The 16,200-nt window shown below is 49.3% G+C and carries 13 protein-coding genes; 9 read left to right on the plus strand and 4 right to left on the minus strand.

Annotation, left to right across the window (positions count from 1 at the left end; genetic code table 11):
* Nucleotides 1-15 precede the first annotated feature (15 nt).
* The 3 genes from VP472_RS03660 to VP472_RS03670 are packed head-to-tail and all read left to right on the plus strand — an operon-like array spanning nt 16 to nt 3,070.
* Nucleotides 16-927: a putative nucleotide-diphospho-sugar transferase gene (locus VP472_RS03660; RefSeq protein ID WP_070081488.1), complete on the plus strand. Its 912-nt coding sequence runs from the start codon at nt 16-18 to the stop codon at nt 925-927.
* 28 nt (nt 928-955) lie between these two features.
* On the plus strand, nt 956-2,116 hold the full coding sequence (locus tag VP472_RS03665; RefSeq protein ID WP_070081489.1) for a glycosyltransferase family 2 protein: 1,161 nt from the start codon (nt 956-958) through the stop codon (nt 2,114-2,116).
* Nucleotides 2,117-2,131: 15 nt separating this feature from the next.
* A complete protein-coding gene (locus VP472_RS03670) occupies nt 2,132-3,070 on the plus strand; it encodes a putative nucleotide-diphospho-sugar transferase (RefSeq protein WP_003155671.1) in 939 nt (312 codons plus the stop codon).
* A 28-nt stretch (nt 3,071-3,098) separates the two neighbouring features.
* Here the strand turns inward: VP472_RS03670 and VP472_RS03675 are convergent, their stop codons facing one another.
* Both VP472_RS03675 and VP472_RS03680 read right to left on the minus strand, forming a co-directional pair.
* Nucleotides 3,099-4,328: an MFS transporter gene (locus VP472_RS03675; protein ID WP_003155670.1), complete on the minus strand. Its 1,230-nt coding sequence runs from the start codon at nt 4,326-4,328 to the stop codon at nt 3,099-3,101.
* A gap of 117 nt (nt 4,329-4,445) precedes the next feature.
* Entirely contained in the window at nt 4,446-5,831 is a 1,386-nt protein-coding gene (locus tag VP472_RS03680) for a branched-chain amino acid transporter BcaP (protein WP_025649927.1), read from the minus strand.
* Nucleotides 5,832-6,075: 244 nt separating this feature from the next.
* Here VP472_RS03680 and VP472_RS03685 point away from each other — a divergent pair, with 244 nt between their 5' ends.
* From VP472_RS03685 to VP472_RS03695, 3 genes are all read left to right on the plus strand, one after another.
* Entirely contained in the window at nt 6,076-7,533 is a 1,458-nt protein-coding gene (locus VP472_RS03685) for a benzaldehyde dehydrogenase (RefSeq protein ID WP_146276302.1), read from the plus strand.
* 465 nt (nt 7,534-7,998) lie between these two features.
* Nucleotides 7,999-8,403, plus strand: a complete 405-nt coding sequence (locus tag VP472_RS20065) for a methyl-accepting chemotaxis protein (RefSeq protein ID WP_369719111.1) — start codon at nt 7,999-8,001, stop codon at nt 8,401-8,403.
* Between the two features lie 130 nt (nt 8,404-8,533).
* Nucleotides 8,534-9,433: an SDR family oxidoreductase gene (locus tag VP472_RS03695; RefSeq protein WP_014304589.1), complete on the plus strand. Its 900-nt coding sequence runs from the start codon at nt 8,534-8,536 to the stop codon at nt 9,431-9,433.
* Between the two features lie 47 nt (nt 9,434-9,480).
* On the opposite strand, the gene VP472_RS03700 is transcribed toward VP472_RS03695, so the two are convergent.
* Nucleotides 9,481-10,548: a glycosyltransferase gene (locus VP472_RS03700; RefSeq protein WP_025649929.1), complete on the minus strand. Its 1,068-nt coding sequence runs from the start codon at nt 10,546-10,548 to the stop codon at nt 9,481-9,483.
* Nucleotides 10,549-10,706: 158 nt separating this feature from the next.
* On the opposite strand from VP472_RS03700, the gene VP472_RS03705 reads away from it, so the two are divergent.
* The 3 genes from VP472_RS03705 (at nt 10,707) to VP472_RS03715 (ending at nt 14,455) form a co-directional block, all read left to right on the plus strand.
* On the plus strand, nt 10,707-12,596 hold the full coding sequence (locus VP472_RS03705) for an ABC-F family ATP-binding cassette domain-containing protein (protein ID WP_146276304.1): 1,890 nt from the start codon (nt 10,707-10,709) through the stop codon (nt 12,594-12,596).
* A 188-nt stretch (nt 12,597-12,784) separates the two neighbouring features.
* Nucleotides 12,785-13,207, plus strand: a complete 423-nt coding sequence (locus tag VP472_RS03710) for a MerR family transcriptional regulator (RefSeq protein ID WP_017419084.1) — start codon at nt 12,785-12,787, stop codon at nt 13,205-13,207.
* Nucleotides 13,208-13,270: 63 nt separating this feature from the next.
* Nucleotides 13,271-14,455: an MFS transporter gene (locus VP472_RS03715; protein WP_014304592.1), complete on the plus strand. Its 1,185-nt coding sequence runs from the start codon at nt 13,271-13,273 to the stop codon at nt 14,453-14,455.
* Between the two features lie 43 nt (nt 14,456-14,498).
* On the opposite strand, the gene VP472_RS03720 is transcribed toward VP472_RS03715, so the two are convergent.
* Nucleotides 14,499-16,055 (minus strand): ABC-F family ATP-binding cassette domain-containing protein, encoded by a 1,557-nt coding sequence (locus VP472_RS03720; protein WP_146276306.1) that lies wholly within the window; start codon nt 16,053-16,055, stop codon nt 14,499-14,501.
* Between the last annotated feature and the right edge of the window lie 145 nt (nt 16,056-16,200).

Raw genomic sequence — 16,200 nt, forward strand, 5'->3', positions numbered from 1 at the left:
AGGTGAGAGAAAGACGTGACAAGCGCATATTGCACAGTTTTATCAAAAGGAAGGCTGTATCAGGCTATCGCTTTGTTCGGCTCATTGAAAGCGGTTCAGGCGGACGCCCCCATTTTTACTTTGTGTATGGATCAAGACACCTATGACGTGCTTCAGGCAATGCGGCCGGATAATGTCACCTTGATTCAGGTGTCCGCACTGGAAAATGAGGAGCTCCTTGAACTGAAGCGGACGAGGAATCAGAGCGAATACTGCTGGACGGTGAAGCCGGTATTTCTCGAATTCGTGCTGGACGGACATCCGGAATTAGAGCGTGTCACGTACATTGATGCCGATTTGTTTTTCTTCGCTGATCCGCGCGCGATTTTTGACAATCAGCCGGATTGTTCGGTGCTTCTGTCACGGGGCGATATCGTCATTCCCTCATTTGAAAAACAGGAGATCGACATGCTGCAGCGTCTTTTAGGCCGGTATAATTCCGGTTTTCTCAGCTTCAAAACCGACAGTGCCGGCACAGATTGTCTCAGATGGTGGAAAGAACGCTGCCTGGAAGAATGCAAAAATGCGCCGGGCGAAGGAAAATTCGGAGATCAAGGCTACTTGGATTACATGTCCGGCCTGTTCCCGAATGTGTGTGACATCACCACGCCCGGCGTGAATATCGGCCATTGGAATTACGGCCGCCACACGTTTTCATGGAAGGACGGGCGTCTTGTGCTCGAAGACGGAAATCCGCTGATTTTCTATCATTTTAGCGGATACCGGATCGTCACAGCCGGCGACATTCGGCAGATTCATGAGACGGACCGGACCGACCTGCCGTTTGTCCATCAGCTTTATCAGGACATTCTGAAGCGGGTGATCGGGACGGTCAGCGCCGTCTGCCCGGAGTTCAGCGGCTTTGCATCTGAGGATGATAACAAATAAATGATCATATACAGGAAGTGAACGAAAAGTGAAGGCAAGCGTCATTGTTCCCGCATATAATTCCAAGGAGAGGCTTTATAACAGCCTGCTGTCACTGAATGAACAGGAATGCACAGAGCCGTTCGAAGTGATTGTGGCTGACAACGGTTCGGAAGACGGAACCTTATCCATGCTTGAATCATTCAGCGCGAATTTTCCGCTGATTTTTGTAAGAATTAAAGAAAACAGAGGGATCGCTTACGGCCGGAATCAAGCGGTCCGCAATGCCAGAGGCGATATTTTGATTTTCCATGACAGCGACATGCTTGCCGAAAAGGATTTGGTGGCGAAGCATATCAAGGCTCATGAGAACCGGGACGATCTTGTCGTATGCGGTATGTTCTGGAAGCGGATTTACAGCTTTTATTATGACCGTTTTGAAAAAGAGCATAAGGAAAAACTCGCCGAACTGTATGAAGAGCTGCCGGGCGATAAAGAGGCGCTCCTTGATGAAAGTGACATCAGAGACGGAAGCTTTCTTGACAGATGCTTTGATTTAGATACCGACTTTATCCGGGTGCTGAAAAGCATTTTGGGAAAATACGGAGATGATTTGAACGGCTACCGTCTGCCGTGGCGTTTTTTCATTACGAACAATTCATCAGTTAAGAGGCAGCACGTGGAAGATCTCGGCCTGTTTGATGAAGGCATTGTCAGATACGGCTTTGAAGATTATGATCTCGGCATCAGGCTTCATCAGTCGGGAATGAGATTTCAGCTGCGGCGCGATATCATGAGCGTCCATCAGGAGCATCCGAGCAACTGCGCTTCCGTTGATGACATCAGGGCGAATATCGCGTACATGTGCGACAAGTATAATGACATTCATTCGCTTGACGTGCACCTCGCGTTTAACGGCCCGTTTGACGCGGAGTTAACCAACAGTATAATGGCAGACATCGAGGTGCTGCTTGATTATGAGAAATATGAAAGCCTGCTGCACATTTTTCTCGAGCTGCTGCACGCGGTTAAAGAACGCAACCTCGATCCGGACTGGAAGACGAAAAGCCCGCGGATCACGGCGAACAGCTTCCAGCTGCCGGAGGTCGGAAAGCTTTTGGCAAAAGCGGAAAAAAAGCTGGGCGTCACGCATTTTGCAAGGGCGTTCAAAGCGCTGACTGCTGATTTACTGCATGTGGATCTTAAATAAATTGGATGTGATATGGTGAGTAAATATCATTTTTCAACCATTGTTTCCAGAACGCATATCTTTAAACTGATGCCGATGATTCATTCTCTCCATGAGCATTGCCGGGATTTTCATCTGTATGTGCTGTGTGTCGATCAGAAAGCGTACGAACTGCTTCAGCAGGTGCCGTGGGAACATGTCACGGCGGTTCAGCTCCATGAAATGGAGGACCCGGAGCTGCTGGAAGCAAAGGGCGGCCGGACGTTTCATGAATATTGCTGGACGCTGAAGCCGGCTTTTCTGTTCCATGTGATGACGGAGTATGATGAAGCCGAATATTTTGCCCATTTGGACACCGATCTCTTTTTCTTCTCAGATGCGGGCGAGCTGTTTGCGGAAAAGCCGGATGCTTCCCTTTTTCTGACGGATCACCGCAATTCAGAACGGTTTGCGTCTTATTACAAGCTGACGGGGCAGTACAACACCGGGTTTGTCGGCGCGCGGAATACCGGGGAAGCGTACCGGGCGGTCTGGCAGTGGAGACAGGATTGCATCTCCTATTGTACGGTGGAGATGAATGAAGAAAAAAAGACATACGGTGACCAAAGGTATGTTGAAAAGTGGCCCGCGCAGTTTGAACACGTTCATGTCACGGAGTCGATCGGCGCGAATGCGGCGCTGTGGAATATTGAGCAATATGACGTCAGCCTGCGCGACGGGGCTGTATATGTCAATGACACCCCGCTGATTTTTTATCATTTTTCAGGCTTTACGCTCGTCACGGAGAACGAATTCAATCTCTGCTGGTACTATCACATTGATGACGAGGCGACAGTCAGTATGATTTACGTCCCGTACATCAAAAACGTAAAAAAATGGATTGATGAAATTCAAAAAGCGTTTCCTGATTTCAGAGACGGGTTTATTCCGAAATATGCGGTTCCTGACACTCATTTTTATACGGTTGAAACATAAAATCCCTGCCTTTTCGGCAGGGATTTTTTTATGAATGCCATTCTTTTAATGTTTTGTCGCTCGGCAGGACAAAGGCGAGCAGACCTAAAACGGGCAGAAAGGCGACGGCTGTCATGGTCGGCGTCAATCCCGCTGAATCAATAAGAGCTCCGAGCGCAACCGCTCCGATCGCGCCCATTCCGAAGGCGAGCCCGACCGTAAGCCCTGACATCGTTCCGATTTTGCCGGGAACAAGCTCCTGCGCGTAGACAACCGTCACGGAGAAGCTGGACATCAGAACAACGCCGATCAGCGCCAGTACGCCATAGGCGATGACAGGTCCCGCAAACGGAAGGAAAATCGTCAAGGGAGCCGATGCCGTCATGGAAACGATGATGACGTTCCGCTTTCCGAAACGGTCTGCAAGCGGCCCGCCGAGAAACGTTCCGACAGCTCCGAAAAATAAAAAGACGAAGATGTAGCTCTGTGCCTGCTGAATGCTGACATGATAGGCATTCATCGCATAGAACGTATAAAAGTTGCCGATCGCGCTCACATACCAGGAGCGCGCGAAAATTAAGAAGATAATCATGATAAGGGCGAGAATAATCGGTTTTGTAATCACGGTCTGCACAGCGGCGGCCGGTGATTTTTTACTTGCGGCGCGCAAATGAATCAGGCGGCCTTTATACCATTTGGCGATATAAATGAGAAACAGCACAGCGATTGCGGCGACTAGCGTAAACCAGACAGAGCCGAATTGACCGAGCGGAACGAGAATCAGCGCGGTAATCAAGGGCGCCATCGCCTGGCCGGTATTCCCTCCGACTTGGTAAATTGATTGCGCCAACCCGCGCTTTTCGCCGGCGGCCATGTAAGCGACACGCGATCCTTCAGGATGAAAGACGGCGGAGCCAAGGCCGATAAAAAAGACACAGCATAAAATCGTCAGAAAAGACGGGGCGAACGCGAGACCTAAAATGCCGAGCATGCTTGCGGTGAGTCCGAGCGGCAAAGCATACGGCATCGGGCGTTTATCCGTATACCAGCCGATGACGGGCTGCATCACGGAAGACACCATATTCAGCGTAAAGGCGATAATTCCGAGCTGCGTAAATGTAAGATTCATGGAACGTTCCAAAATCGGAAACATCGCCGGAATCACCGCTTGCAGTGAATCGTTCAGCAGATGACAGATCCCGATAATGAACAAAATAGAATACATGGTTGTCTCGGGACGATGGACAGGTTTTTCTTTAAGCGGGGCGGCAATTGCCAAAGTGATTCTCCTCCTTTTTATGTAAACGAAGCATACACCATATTATTCATAAGGTGAATGAATTATCAAGTGCAAAAAAGGCTCTTCTTTCTCAAACAGAAAAAAGAGCCTCCCTTTTTATTTATTTAACAAACTGTGTTTTCTAGAATACATCATATAAACGACGATCCCGGCGGCGATCCAGATGACAAAGGCGAGCCATGTCACGCCCGGCAGGCTGCTTGCGAGATACAGGCATAAGCATGCGCTGATGATCGGCACAAAAGGCACGAAAGGAACACGGAAGGAAGATTTGATCTCCGGATGTTTCTTTCTTAAAACGATGACGGCGATCGCAATGACCGTAAAGGCCGCCAAGGTTCCCATATTGACGAGATGCGCCAAGGTTCCCAGGTCAATAAAACCTGCGATCCCGGCGGCAACGATCCCCGTCACCCATGTGTTTTGAAACGGTGTTTTAAAACGCGGGTGAACCTTGGAAAACATGCGGGGCAAGAGGCCGTCTCTGCTCATCGCAAATGTAAGGCGCACCTGAGCGTAAAGCAGAGCGAGCATGACCGTTGTAATCCCGATAATCGCGCCGACGGAAATAATGCCTGCTATTTTGTTCTGGCCGACAAATTGGAGCGCGAAAGATACAGGGTCTCCGACATTCAGCTTGGTGTACGAAAGCATTCCCGTCAGGACAAGCGATACCGTAATGTAAAGGACGGTGCAGATGGCAAGCGCGCCGATGATTCCGACCGGCATTGATTTCTGCGGGTTTTTCACTTCTTCCGACGCGTTTGACACGGCATCAAATCCAAGATACGCGAAGAAAACGGTCGCGGCGCTCGTGATGACGCCTTTCATCCCGAACGGCATAAACGGCGACCAGTTTTCCGGTTTCACGTAGCCGAAACCGACGACGATAAACAGCAGAATGATCGCAATTTTCATCAATACAATGACATTGTTAAAGCGGGTGCTTTCTTTCACGCCCCTTGAAACAATCGCGGTAATGACCAAAATAATGATAACGGCCGGCAGGTTGAACACGGCACCCGTTTTGCTGCCGGGTGCGGCGGTCAGCGCCTCCGGAAGATGCAGCCCGAAGCCTGCAAGAAGCGACTGGAAATAAGATGACCAGCCGGTTGCGACGGCGGCGAGCGCGATAACATATTCAAGCATTAAGTCCCATCCGATTAAAAACGCGAGACACTCCCCGAGAGTGACATATGAATACGTATATACGCTGCCTGAAATCGGAATGGATGAAGAAAATTCCGCATAACAAAACGCGGCGAGCGCGCAGGCAAGGCCCGCGAGCACAAACGACAGAATCAAAGCCGGTCCTGCGCCTGTCGCGGCCACAGTCCCGGTAATCACAAAAATCCCCGTGCCGACAACACAGCCGATTCCGAGCAAAACCAAGTCAAAAGCGCTTAACGAGCGGGACAGGCTGGTCTGTTTGCTCTGGGCCTTTAAGTCGGCCAGCGGCTTTTTCCGAAATAGTAAAGACATATGGGTCCTCCTGAAAATTCATAATATTCTTATCATTATATACACTGACGTTTGTATTATATTGTCGAAATTTCTCGCAGTCAATTAAAGAATTTTCCACTTTAAAAGGACAAAGCTAAAAAGCGTCGATGCACGGAAGGAAAGGGAATTTTATTGTGAAATAGTTCAATTTTCTCACCTTAAGACCGATACAAAAGATGACTCATCAACTAATTTCAAGTTTCGATGAAAGGGAGATGTTTACATGTTTCAATATGAAGAACTAAATAAGCAGTTTATCGGCGGCCGATGGAGGGATGGAAGCAGCCGGAACGTATTGGAAAACAGAAATCCTTATACTCAAAAAGTCATCACCTCATTCCGAAAAGCGACGCCTGATGACGTGGATGCGGCATATCGCGCCGCGGCTCTTGCGAAACAAGAATGGGACAAAGTAAACCCTTTTAAAAAGCGAGCCATTTTGGAAAAAGCCGTTTCTTTCATTGAAGAGCACGAAGAAGCGATTATTTACTTAATCATGGAGGAGCTTGGCGGAACACGGCTGAAGGCTGAGTTTGAAATCGGACTTGTCAAAAATATGATAAAAGAAGCCGCAACATTTCCGGTGCGGATGGAAGGGAAAATTCTCCCGTCCACGATTGACGGAAAAGAAAACAGGCTGTACAGAATACCCGCCGGAGTCGTGGGGGTGATCAGCCCGTTTAATTTCCCGTTTTTCCTTTCGATGAAATCTGTTGCGCCGGCACTCGGCGCGGGGAACGGCGTCGTGCTGAAGCCTCATGAAGAAACGCCGATCTGCGGCGGAACGCTTATCGCGAAAATTTTTGAAGCGGCCGGCGTACCGGACGGGCTGCTGAATGTCATCGTGACGGATATCGGGGAGATCGGCGACAGCTTTGTTGAGCATCCCGTGCCGCGGATAATCTCATTTACAGGTTCAACCGGAGTGGGCAGCTATATCGGACAGCTTGCGGTCAAACACTTTAAAAAACCGCTGTTGGAGCTTGGCGGAAACAGCGCGCTGATCGTGCTTGAGGATGCTGATCTTGAATACGCCGTCAATGCGGCCGTATTCAGCCGGTTTACGCATCAAGGCCAGATCTGTATGTCGGCGAACCGCGTGCTCGTTCACACATCTGTATATGACAAATTTACAGAGCTTTACGAAGCGAAAGTGTCATCGCTGAAAGTCGGCGATCCGATGGACCCTGATACGGTTATCGGTCCTTTAATCAATGAGAGACAGGCGGAAGGTCTGAGACGGTCTGTCGAAAAAGCGATAGAAGAGGGAGCGGTTCCGGTGCTGTCCGGCCGATTCAGCGGAACGGTCGCTGAGCCCGTCATTTTAAAAGATGTGAAACCTGAGATGAGCATCGCGAAGGAGGAGCTGTTCGGACCGGCCGTCTGCATCATGCCGTTTGAAACGGAGGATGAAGCGGTAAGCATCGCAAACGCGACACCGTTCGGTTTAAGCGGAGCCGTGCATACGGCAAACGTGGAGCTTGGCGTTGAGTTTGCTAAGCGGATCGAAACCGGCATGATTCACGTCAACGATACGACCATTAATGATGAACCGAACGTTGCGTTCGGCGGCGAGAAACAATCAGGTCTCGGCAGGCTGAACGGCGAATGGAGCCTTGAAGAATTCACCACGCTGAAATGGATTTCGGTTCAGCATGAAAAACGCCAATTCCCATATTAAGAAGGAGTGAAAGAAATGAGTATACAGACGGAGCAGCAAACGCACAGCCTGCTTGACGCTTTTGTCAAAGTTGCGCCTTTTTTAAACAGCCTGATCCAAGATGACATCACCATCGGAATTTATGATACAGAAAAATTAATCGTGAATATTCCGGCTAAAACGTTTTCTCTTAATGTAAAGCCGGGAGATCCGCTGCAAAAAGGGGACATCATTACAGACGCGATCCGCATGAATCAGAAGAAGACAAGCATGGTGCCGAAAGAGCTGTTCGGATTTCCGCTGATCGCCAGAGCGATTCCGCTTCACGATGAAAACGGAAAAGTCATCGGCGGCGTCGGTCTCGGCACGAGCCTTGAAAAATCAGCCAAGCTTCATGATGTCGCTGAAAGCCTGTCCGCTGTCGTGGAACAGACCGCTTCGGCGATCGCGGATATCTCAGAATCCATCAGCGGTTTCTCAGCACAGATGACCGGGATTTCCGCTCAGGCGAAACAAGTCAGTGAAAGCGCGGGAGAAATCGCCGACATTTCCGTCACTGTCAAGGGCATCTCGGATCAAAGCAATTTGCTCGGTTTGAATGCGGCCATTGAAGCCGCGAGAGCAGGAGAATCCGGCAAGGGCTTTTCCGTGGTGGCGGATGAGATCCGCAAGCTTGCCACTCATTCAAAAGACAATGTCGGCCAAATTGACCAGATTACGAAAAAAATCCACAGCCTGCTGAAAGGGCTGGAGGACTCAATTGAATCCATCAACCAGAACACGGACGGCCAAGCGGCGGCGGTTGAACAAATTTCTGCCACGATGCAGGAGATTTCAGGAAGCGCCCAGCATTTAGCGAAAATGGCTGAAAACGTTCTCGGAGAATCATAAAAAAAGGGGAGCTTACGGGCTCCTTTTTTGTTTTCCCTTTATCAAGCGGAAACTGCACTTACACGTTTGATCCGTCATGCTAAAGGGGTACACATACGAATACATCACCAATGATAAAGGAGAGTCTTGTATGTCTGATGCAAATCTGCACAACCCGCTGACGAAATATGATCATGATGAATTTCCAAAACAATATCAAGAACCGCCCGGCTTGCAGAAAGAGATGAAGCCTGTGCCGGATTGCGGTGAAACAAGCTATAAAGGAGCCGGCAAGCTGAAGGGAAGAAAAGCCCTCGTCACCGGCGGCGATTCAGGTATCGGCCGGGCCGCCGCAATTGCTTATGCCCGGGAAGGGGCGGATGTGGCCATTAACTATCTGCCTGAGGAACAGCCGGATGCAGAAGAAGTGAAAGCGTTAATTGAAAAAGAGGGAAGAAAAGCCGTTCTGCTGCCGGGAGATTTAAGCGATGAAGCGTTTTGCGGAGAATTGGCGGAAAAAGCGTATCAAGAGCTTGGCGGTCTTGACACGCTCGCTCTTGTTGCCGGCAAACAGCAGGCAGTGGATGATATCAGCGATCTTACTACAGAACAAATCTATCAAACATTTGAAGTCAACGTATTCTCACTGTATTGGCTCGTCAAAGCCGCGCTTCCGTATCTGCCGGAAGGCGCGTCTATTATCACGACAACGTCCGTAGAAGGGTATAATCCAAGCCCGATGCTGTTGGATTATGCCGCGACGAAACATGCCATTATCGGTTTTACCGTCGGCCTAGGAAAGCAGCTGGCGAATAAAGGAATCAGAGTCAACTCGGTAGCGCCGGGGCCGATCTGGACACCGCTGCAGATTTCAGGAGGACAGCCCGGTGAAAACATTCCGAAATTCGGCAAGGAAACACCGGCCGTTCCATTACAGCGTGCCGGACAGCCGGCGGAGCTGGCAGGAATTTATGTCTTTTTGGCCTCAGAAGAATCGAGTTATGTGACATCCCAAATTTACAGTGTAAGCGGAGGAATTCCGACAGCGTAATCAAAAAGGAGCTGCCCTTCATACGGGGGCAGCTCTTTTTTTCGATGTTATGTGCCGAGGACGTTTTGATTATACAGGACACTCGGATGTGACGGATGATAGGAGGCGGCTTTGTCGTTATGAATCTTCGCTTTTTCTCTGTCGCCGAGCTGCCAGTGGCAGACGCAGAGCTGCAGATGGGGGTACCAGGTGGAATATTCGAGCTGGGTAAAGCCTGCATCACTGCTTTTGGCGGATAGGGCGAGCTCATACCAAAACACGCCCTGCCGGTATTGCCGTTTCTCCGCAAAATAGTCGCCGAGCCTGCAGCAGAACTCCGGCCGCGGACAATCGATCAGAAATGATTTTAAGAGAGACGTCATGGCGGCCTCTTCATGGCCGACCGCCCTGTAGCAATCGGATAGATATTGGCACGTTCTGATCTCGTCTTCGATCCAGCACTGTTTTGTGGAAAGAAAATGGTGATAATACGTGATGGCGCGCTGATACTGGCCGTGATCCTTTAATTCATTCGCGAAGTAAAACAAATCGCGCGGTGTCATCGTTTCACTGTTTTCCGCCATTTTCTCATAAATCTTCAAGTTGCGGTCTGAGGGAGGCGAGTGCTTTTTCTCGGATTTCCGGTGTGTGACGGCAATATCGGTTTCTATGATGTTTCCGTATACCTCAAGATACTCATGCACGGCTCCGATCCAGCGGAATCCTTTTTCACGCTTGACGAGTCGGTTGCGGCGGTATCTGAAGCTGACCTCTCCCCGATCATCAAAGCCGACGTGATAGTACATGGATACCGCGTCCACCTCTTTTGAAAGCGACGCCTTCAGTTCAATCAGCTTTTCACGGTCCTTTTCCGTCAGCATATCGTCGGCGTCCAGCCACAGAATATAATCCATTTCCGCTTTCGAAAACACAAAATTACGGGCGGCCGCAAAGTGATCGATCCATTCAAAATCATAAATCTTATCCGTATAACGGGCCGCGATTTCTTTCGTCCGGTCGGTCGAGCCCGTATCAGCAATCACAATTTCATCCGCAATGTCTTTGACGGAATCAAGACAGCCCGCAAGCACTTCCTCTTCATTTTTCACGATAACGCACAAACTGACGCTGATCATGTCATCACCTCTTCCCCTCCAGTGTATAAAAGGAGAGGCGGAAACATTCTTCGGACAAAATGATCTCTTCCAAGAAATTTGTCTGTCCTTTTACTAGTTTTATTCCAGCGCCTGATTTAAAATGAACACATGAACTTACGTGAGGATTGATAGGAACCATGAGCATCATAAAAGCGGAAAACCTTTATAAAACATACGGAGATAAGACATTATTCGACCATATCTCCTTTCATATTGAAGAGAATGAAAGAATCGGTTTAATCGGCCCGAACGGAACGGGGAAGTCTACGCTTCTGAAAACCATTGCCGGCCTTGAATCAACGGAGGAAGGCGAGATTACGGCTTCAGGAAACGTGCATATTGAGTTTTTGCATCAGGACCCTGAGCTTCCGGCCGGACAAACCGTTCTTGAACATATTTATTCCGGCGGATCAGCCGTCATGAGAACGATGAGAGAATACGAAAAAGCGCTTCAGGCGCTGAATGAAGAACCGGAAAATGACCAGCGCCAGAAACACCTGCTTGATGCGCAGGCCCGAATGGACGTGAATGATGCATGGGAGGCGAATACGTTAGCCAAAACGGTTTTAACCAAACTTGGCGTCACCGATCTGATGAAGGATGTCAGTGAGCTGTCCGGCGGCCAGAGAAAGCGCGTCGCGATTGCGAAAAACGTCATCCAGCCGGCTGACCTGCTCATTTTGGATGAACCGACAAACCACTTGGACAATGAAACGATTGAATGGCTGGAAGGCTACTTATCGCAATATCCGGGCGCCGTTATGCTTGTCACGCACGACAGATATTTTCTGAATAGGGTGACGAACAGAATTTACGAGCTTGAGAGAGGCAGCCTTTATACGTATAAAGGAAACTATGAAGTATTCCTGGAAAAACGGGCCGAACGGGAGGCGCTGGCAGAGCAGAAAGAAACAAAACGCCAAAACCTCCTGCGCCGCGAATTGGCGTGGCTCAGAAGAGGAGCAAAAGCGCGCTCGACGAAACAAAAAGCGAGAGTGGACAGAGCGGAGGCGCTCAAGGAGCAAAAAGGGCCGGCAGTCTCCGGATCACTCGATTTCGCGATCGGTTCCCACCGTCTCGGAAAACAAGTAATCGAAGCCGATAACGTCGCCATTACCTATAACGGCCAAGCGCTGATCAGCCAGTTTAATGAGCTTGTCATCCCGGGGGAACGAATCGGCATCATCGGGCCGAACGGAATCGGGAAAACGACACTTTTAAACAGCCTCGCCGGCAGAATTCAGCCTGACAGCGGTAATATCACCATCGGGCAGACGGTCCGGATCGGCTACTACACCCAGGATCACAGCGAAATGAACGGTGATATGAAAGTCATTGACTATATAAAAGAGACGGCTGAAATCGTCAAAACGGCGGAAGGCGATGTCATCACCGCGGAACAAATGCTTGAGCGTTTTCTGTTCCCGCGTCCGATGCAGCAGACATATATCAGAAAGCTGTCGGGCGGGGAAAAACGCCGTCTGTACTTGCTGAATGTACTGATGCAGGAGCCGAATGTGCTGTTTTTAGATGAGCCGACCAATGATCTGGACACAGAAACATTAAGCGTGCTCGAGGATTATATCGAACAGTTCCCGGGCGTCGTCATCACTGTATCCCATGACCGCTATTTCCTTGACCGCGTCGTGGACCGCCTGATTGTATTTGAAGGACACGGCATCATTTCCCGTTTCCAAGGTTCATACAGTGAATACATGGAACAAGCAAAAGAGAAGAAGACGGCGGTAAAACAGCCGGCCGAAGAGAAAAAGGCGGAAGAAGAGCCGAAGAAAAAGCGCAAAAAGCTTTCGTACAAGGATCAGATCGAATGGGACGGCATCGAAGACAAAATCGCCGGCCTTGAAGAAAAGCATCAGCGTCTGGAAGCGGAAATCGCTGAAGCGGGAAGTGATTTCGGAAAGATACAAGAACTGATGGCCGAACAGGCAAAAACGGCTGAAGAGCTTGAAGCGGCGATGGAACGCTGGACCGAATTGTCACTGATGATTGAAGAACTTGAGAATTAAGAAAAGCCGGTACGGCCCCCGAGAAGATGGCGGGTCATACCGGCTTTTTGTTTTAAACAAATGTCTCCCGGCGCTTTAAAGACAAAGGTTCCATCCAAGCCAAGTTTATTCGGCATAGAAAGTTTACGTTTACGTTAAGGTTCAAATAGTGTATAATAGAAACAGATACGACAAGAGGGGGATTCACCTTGGAATGGATGAAGATTGATCAAGTTGCCAAGCGAAGCGGACTGACAAAACGAACCATTCGTTTTTACGAGGAGATTGGTTTGATTCCTGCTCCTAAACGGACAGAAGGCGGCGTCCGGCTTTACTCTGAAGATGATATGGAGGAGCTCGAAAAAGTCACCAGCACTAAAGAAGTGCTCGGTTTTTCCCTTCAGGAACTTCAGCAGTTTATGGAGATGAGCCGTCAGCTGGAATTAAACAAAGAGGGGTACTTGTTGTCACTGGATCCGAAGGAACGGAAAGAAAAGCTGGAAGAGATTCAGCACGCTTTGAACCACCAGCTTGAGATGATTGATGAGAAGATCAGCACATTTCAGCATTTTAAAACGCGCCTTAACGGAATGAAAGAACAAGCTGACCGCGCCATTCAATCAATCGAATGATTTTGCTGTAAACGCTATGGATATAGCGTTTCTTTTAATGGATAAAACAGGAGGTCTGGTCAAATGGATACATCATCACAACAGAAAACAGGCTTATTCAGCCAGCCGAAAGCCGTTTGGGCGGTTGCGTTTGCCTGTGTGATTTCCTTTATGGGAATCGGTCTTGTCGATCCGATTCTTCCGGCGATCGCCGCACAATTACATGCTTCACCTAGTGAAGTATCTCTGTTATTTACAAGTTATTTGCTCGTTACCGGTTTTATGATGTTTTTCTCCGGCGCGATTTCCAGCCGGATCGGCGCAAAATGGACGCTGCTTCTCGGACTTATTTTTATCATCGTGTTTGCCGCTCTCGGCGGAAGCTCAAGTTCAATCGCTCAGCTTGTCGGCTATCGCGGCGGCTGGGGGCTTGGGAATGCTCTCTTTATTTCAACCGCGCTTGCCGTCATCGTCGGGGTATCTGTCGGCGGCAGCGCCAAAGCTATTATTCTGTATGAGGCCGCGCTCGGACTGGGAATTTCCGTCGGACCGCTTGCCGGCGGAGAGCTAGGCAGCCTTTCATGGCGCGCTCCGTTCTTCGGAGTGTCTGTCCTGATGTTTATAGCGCTTTGCGCGATTTCACTCATGCTGCCGAAGCTGCCGAAACCGGCGAAACGCGTCGGTGTGTTTGATGCGATGAAGGCGCTCAAATATAAAGGCCTTTTGACAATGGCAGTATCTGCATTCTTATACAACTTTGGATTTTTTATTTTGCTTGCTTATTCTCCGTTCGTGCTGGATTTAGATGAACACGGCCTTGGATATGTCTTCTTCGGCTGGGGGTTATTGCTGGCAATTACGTCAGTCTTTACGGCGCCGCTCGTGCACAAAGCGCTGGGCACAGTGCGTTCGCTCGTCGTTCTCTTTATCGCCTTTGCGGCCATTCTCGTTATTATGGGGGTCTGGACTGACCATCAGACGTTGATCATTACATGTATCGTTGTTGCCGGTGCCGTTCTCGGTATGGTGAATACGATCATGACAACCGCTGTGATGGGTGCTGCGCCGGTTGAACGTTCAATCGCGTCTTCAGCCTACAGCTCAGTCCGTTTTATCGGCGGTGCGCTCGCTCCGTGGATTGCGGGAATGCTGTCAGAACACTTCACCGCGAGCACACCATATACAGTAGGCGGGATCGTCGTTTTTGTAGGCATGCTTGTCCTTCTCATGGGACGCAAACATCTCGCCGGAATAAAAGCCGGACATTAAGAAAAAAAGGAACTTCCGCACGGGCGGGAGTTCCTTTTTGTGTTTACAGCACTTTCGTCGTCCAAGACTCACAATTCCATGTTTCCGTCGCGATATCCATGTAGAACTCGGGTTCGTGGGAAATCAGCAGAATGGAGCCTTTGTATTCTTTCAGCGCGCGTTTCAGCTCTTCTTTCGCATCGACATCCAGGTGGTTTGTCGGTTCGTCAAGCACAAGCAGATTTGTTTCTGAATTGATCAGCTTGCACAGTCTGACCTTCGCTTTTTCTCCTCCGCTGAGAACGGAGACGCGGCTTTCAATGTGTTTGGTCGTCAGGCCGCATTTGGCGAGGGCGGCGCGGATTTCGTACTGGGTAAAGGAAGGAAATTCGCTCCACACTTCTTCGATGCACGTATTGTTATTGGTTTCTTTCACTTCCTGCTCGAAATAGCCCGTGTATTGATGCTCGCCGCGCTCCACCGTGCCTTCCAGCGGCTGGATTTCACCGAGCAGGCTTTTTAACAGCGTCGTTTTCCCGATGCCGTTTGCGCCGTACAGGGCGACTTTCTGTCCGCGCTCCATTCTGAGATTGAGCGGGCGTGACAGCGGAGTATCGTAGCCGATGACTAAGTCCTTCGTTTCAAAAATGAGCTTGCCTGACGTTCTCGCAGGCTTGAAATGGAATTCCGGTTTCGGTTTTTCGGCCGCCAGTTCGATCATATCCATCTTATCAAGCTTTTTCTGGCGGGACATCGCCATATTTCTCGTGCTGACGCGGGCTTTGTTGCGGGCGACGAAATCTTTCAGCTCAGCCACTTCCTGCTGCTGTTTTTTATAGGCGGCTTCGAGCTGCTGTTTTTTCACTTCGTAGACTTCCATAAACTGATGATAATCACCGACATAACGCGTCAGCTCTTGATTTTCCACATGATAAATCAAATTGATTACGCTGTTTAAAAACGGAATGTCATGGGAAATTAAGATGAACGCATTTTCATATTCCTGCAAATAGCGTTTCAGCCATTCAATATGCTGTTCATCAAGGTAGTTCGTCGGTTCGTCCAACAGAAGGATTTCCGGCTTTTCCAAAAGCAGTTTGGCGAGCAGCACTTTCGTCCGCTGTCCGCCGCTTAAATCAGTGACGTCGCGGTCAAGGCCGACATCCTGCAGGCCGAGGCCGCGGGCGATTTCTTCAACTTTGCTGTCAATCACGTAGAAATCATTGTTTGTCAGGGCGTCCTGAATGACACCGACATCTTCAAGCAGCTGCTCAAGTTCATCAGGGTCCGCTTCGCCCATTTTGTTGTAAATCTCGTTCATTTCTTCTTCCATCGCAAATAAGTAATGGAACGCATCCTTCAGCACGTCGCGGATCGTTTTTCCTTTTTCAAGCACGGTATGCTGATCGAGATAGCCGACACGCACGTTTTTCGCCCATTCAACCTTACCCTCATCAGGCTCAAGCTTTCCGGTAATAATATTCATAAACGTTGATTTACCTTCGCCGTTTGCTCCGATTAAGCCGACGTGTTCCCCTTTTAAAAGACGGAACGATACATTGTTAAAAAGCACACGGTCACCGAAGCCGTGGCTTAAATCTTTTACGGATAAAATACTCATCATTACACCTCTATCGTTATCAGACACGCTTTTTTTATCATGTGTCTTTCTCATTTATGATTATAAAGGAGGAGACCGTTTGTTAAAAGGCTTGGAAGGAAAAAGAAAATTGCGTTTGGCGCGTGCATTTGAGATACTATGGAGT

It is taken from the genome of Bacillus sp. MT(2024), assembly GCF_036362845.1.
Classification (GTDB): domain Bacteria; phylum Bacillota; class Bacilli; order Bacillales; family Bacillaceae; genus Bacillus; species Bacillus velezensis.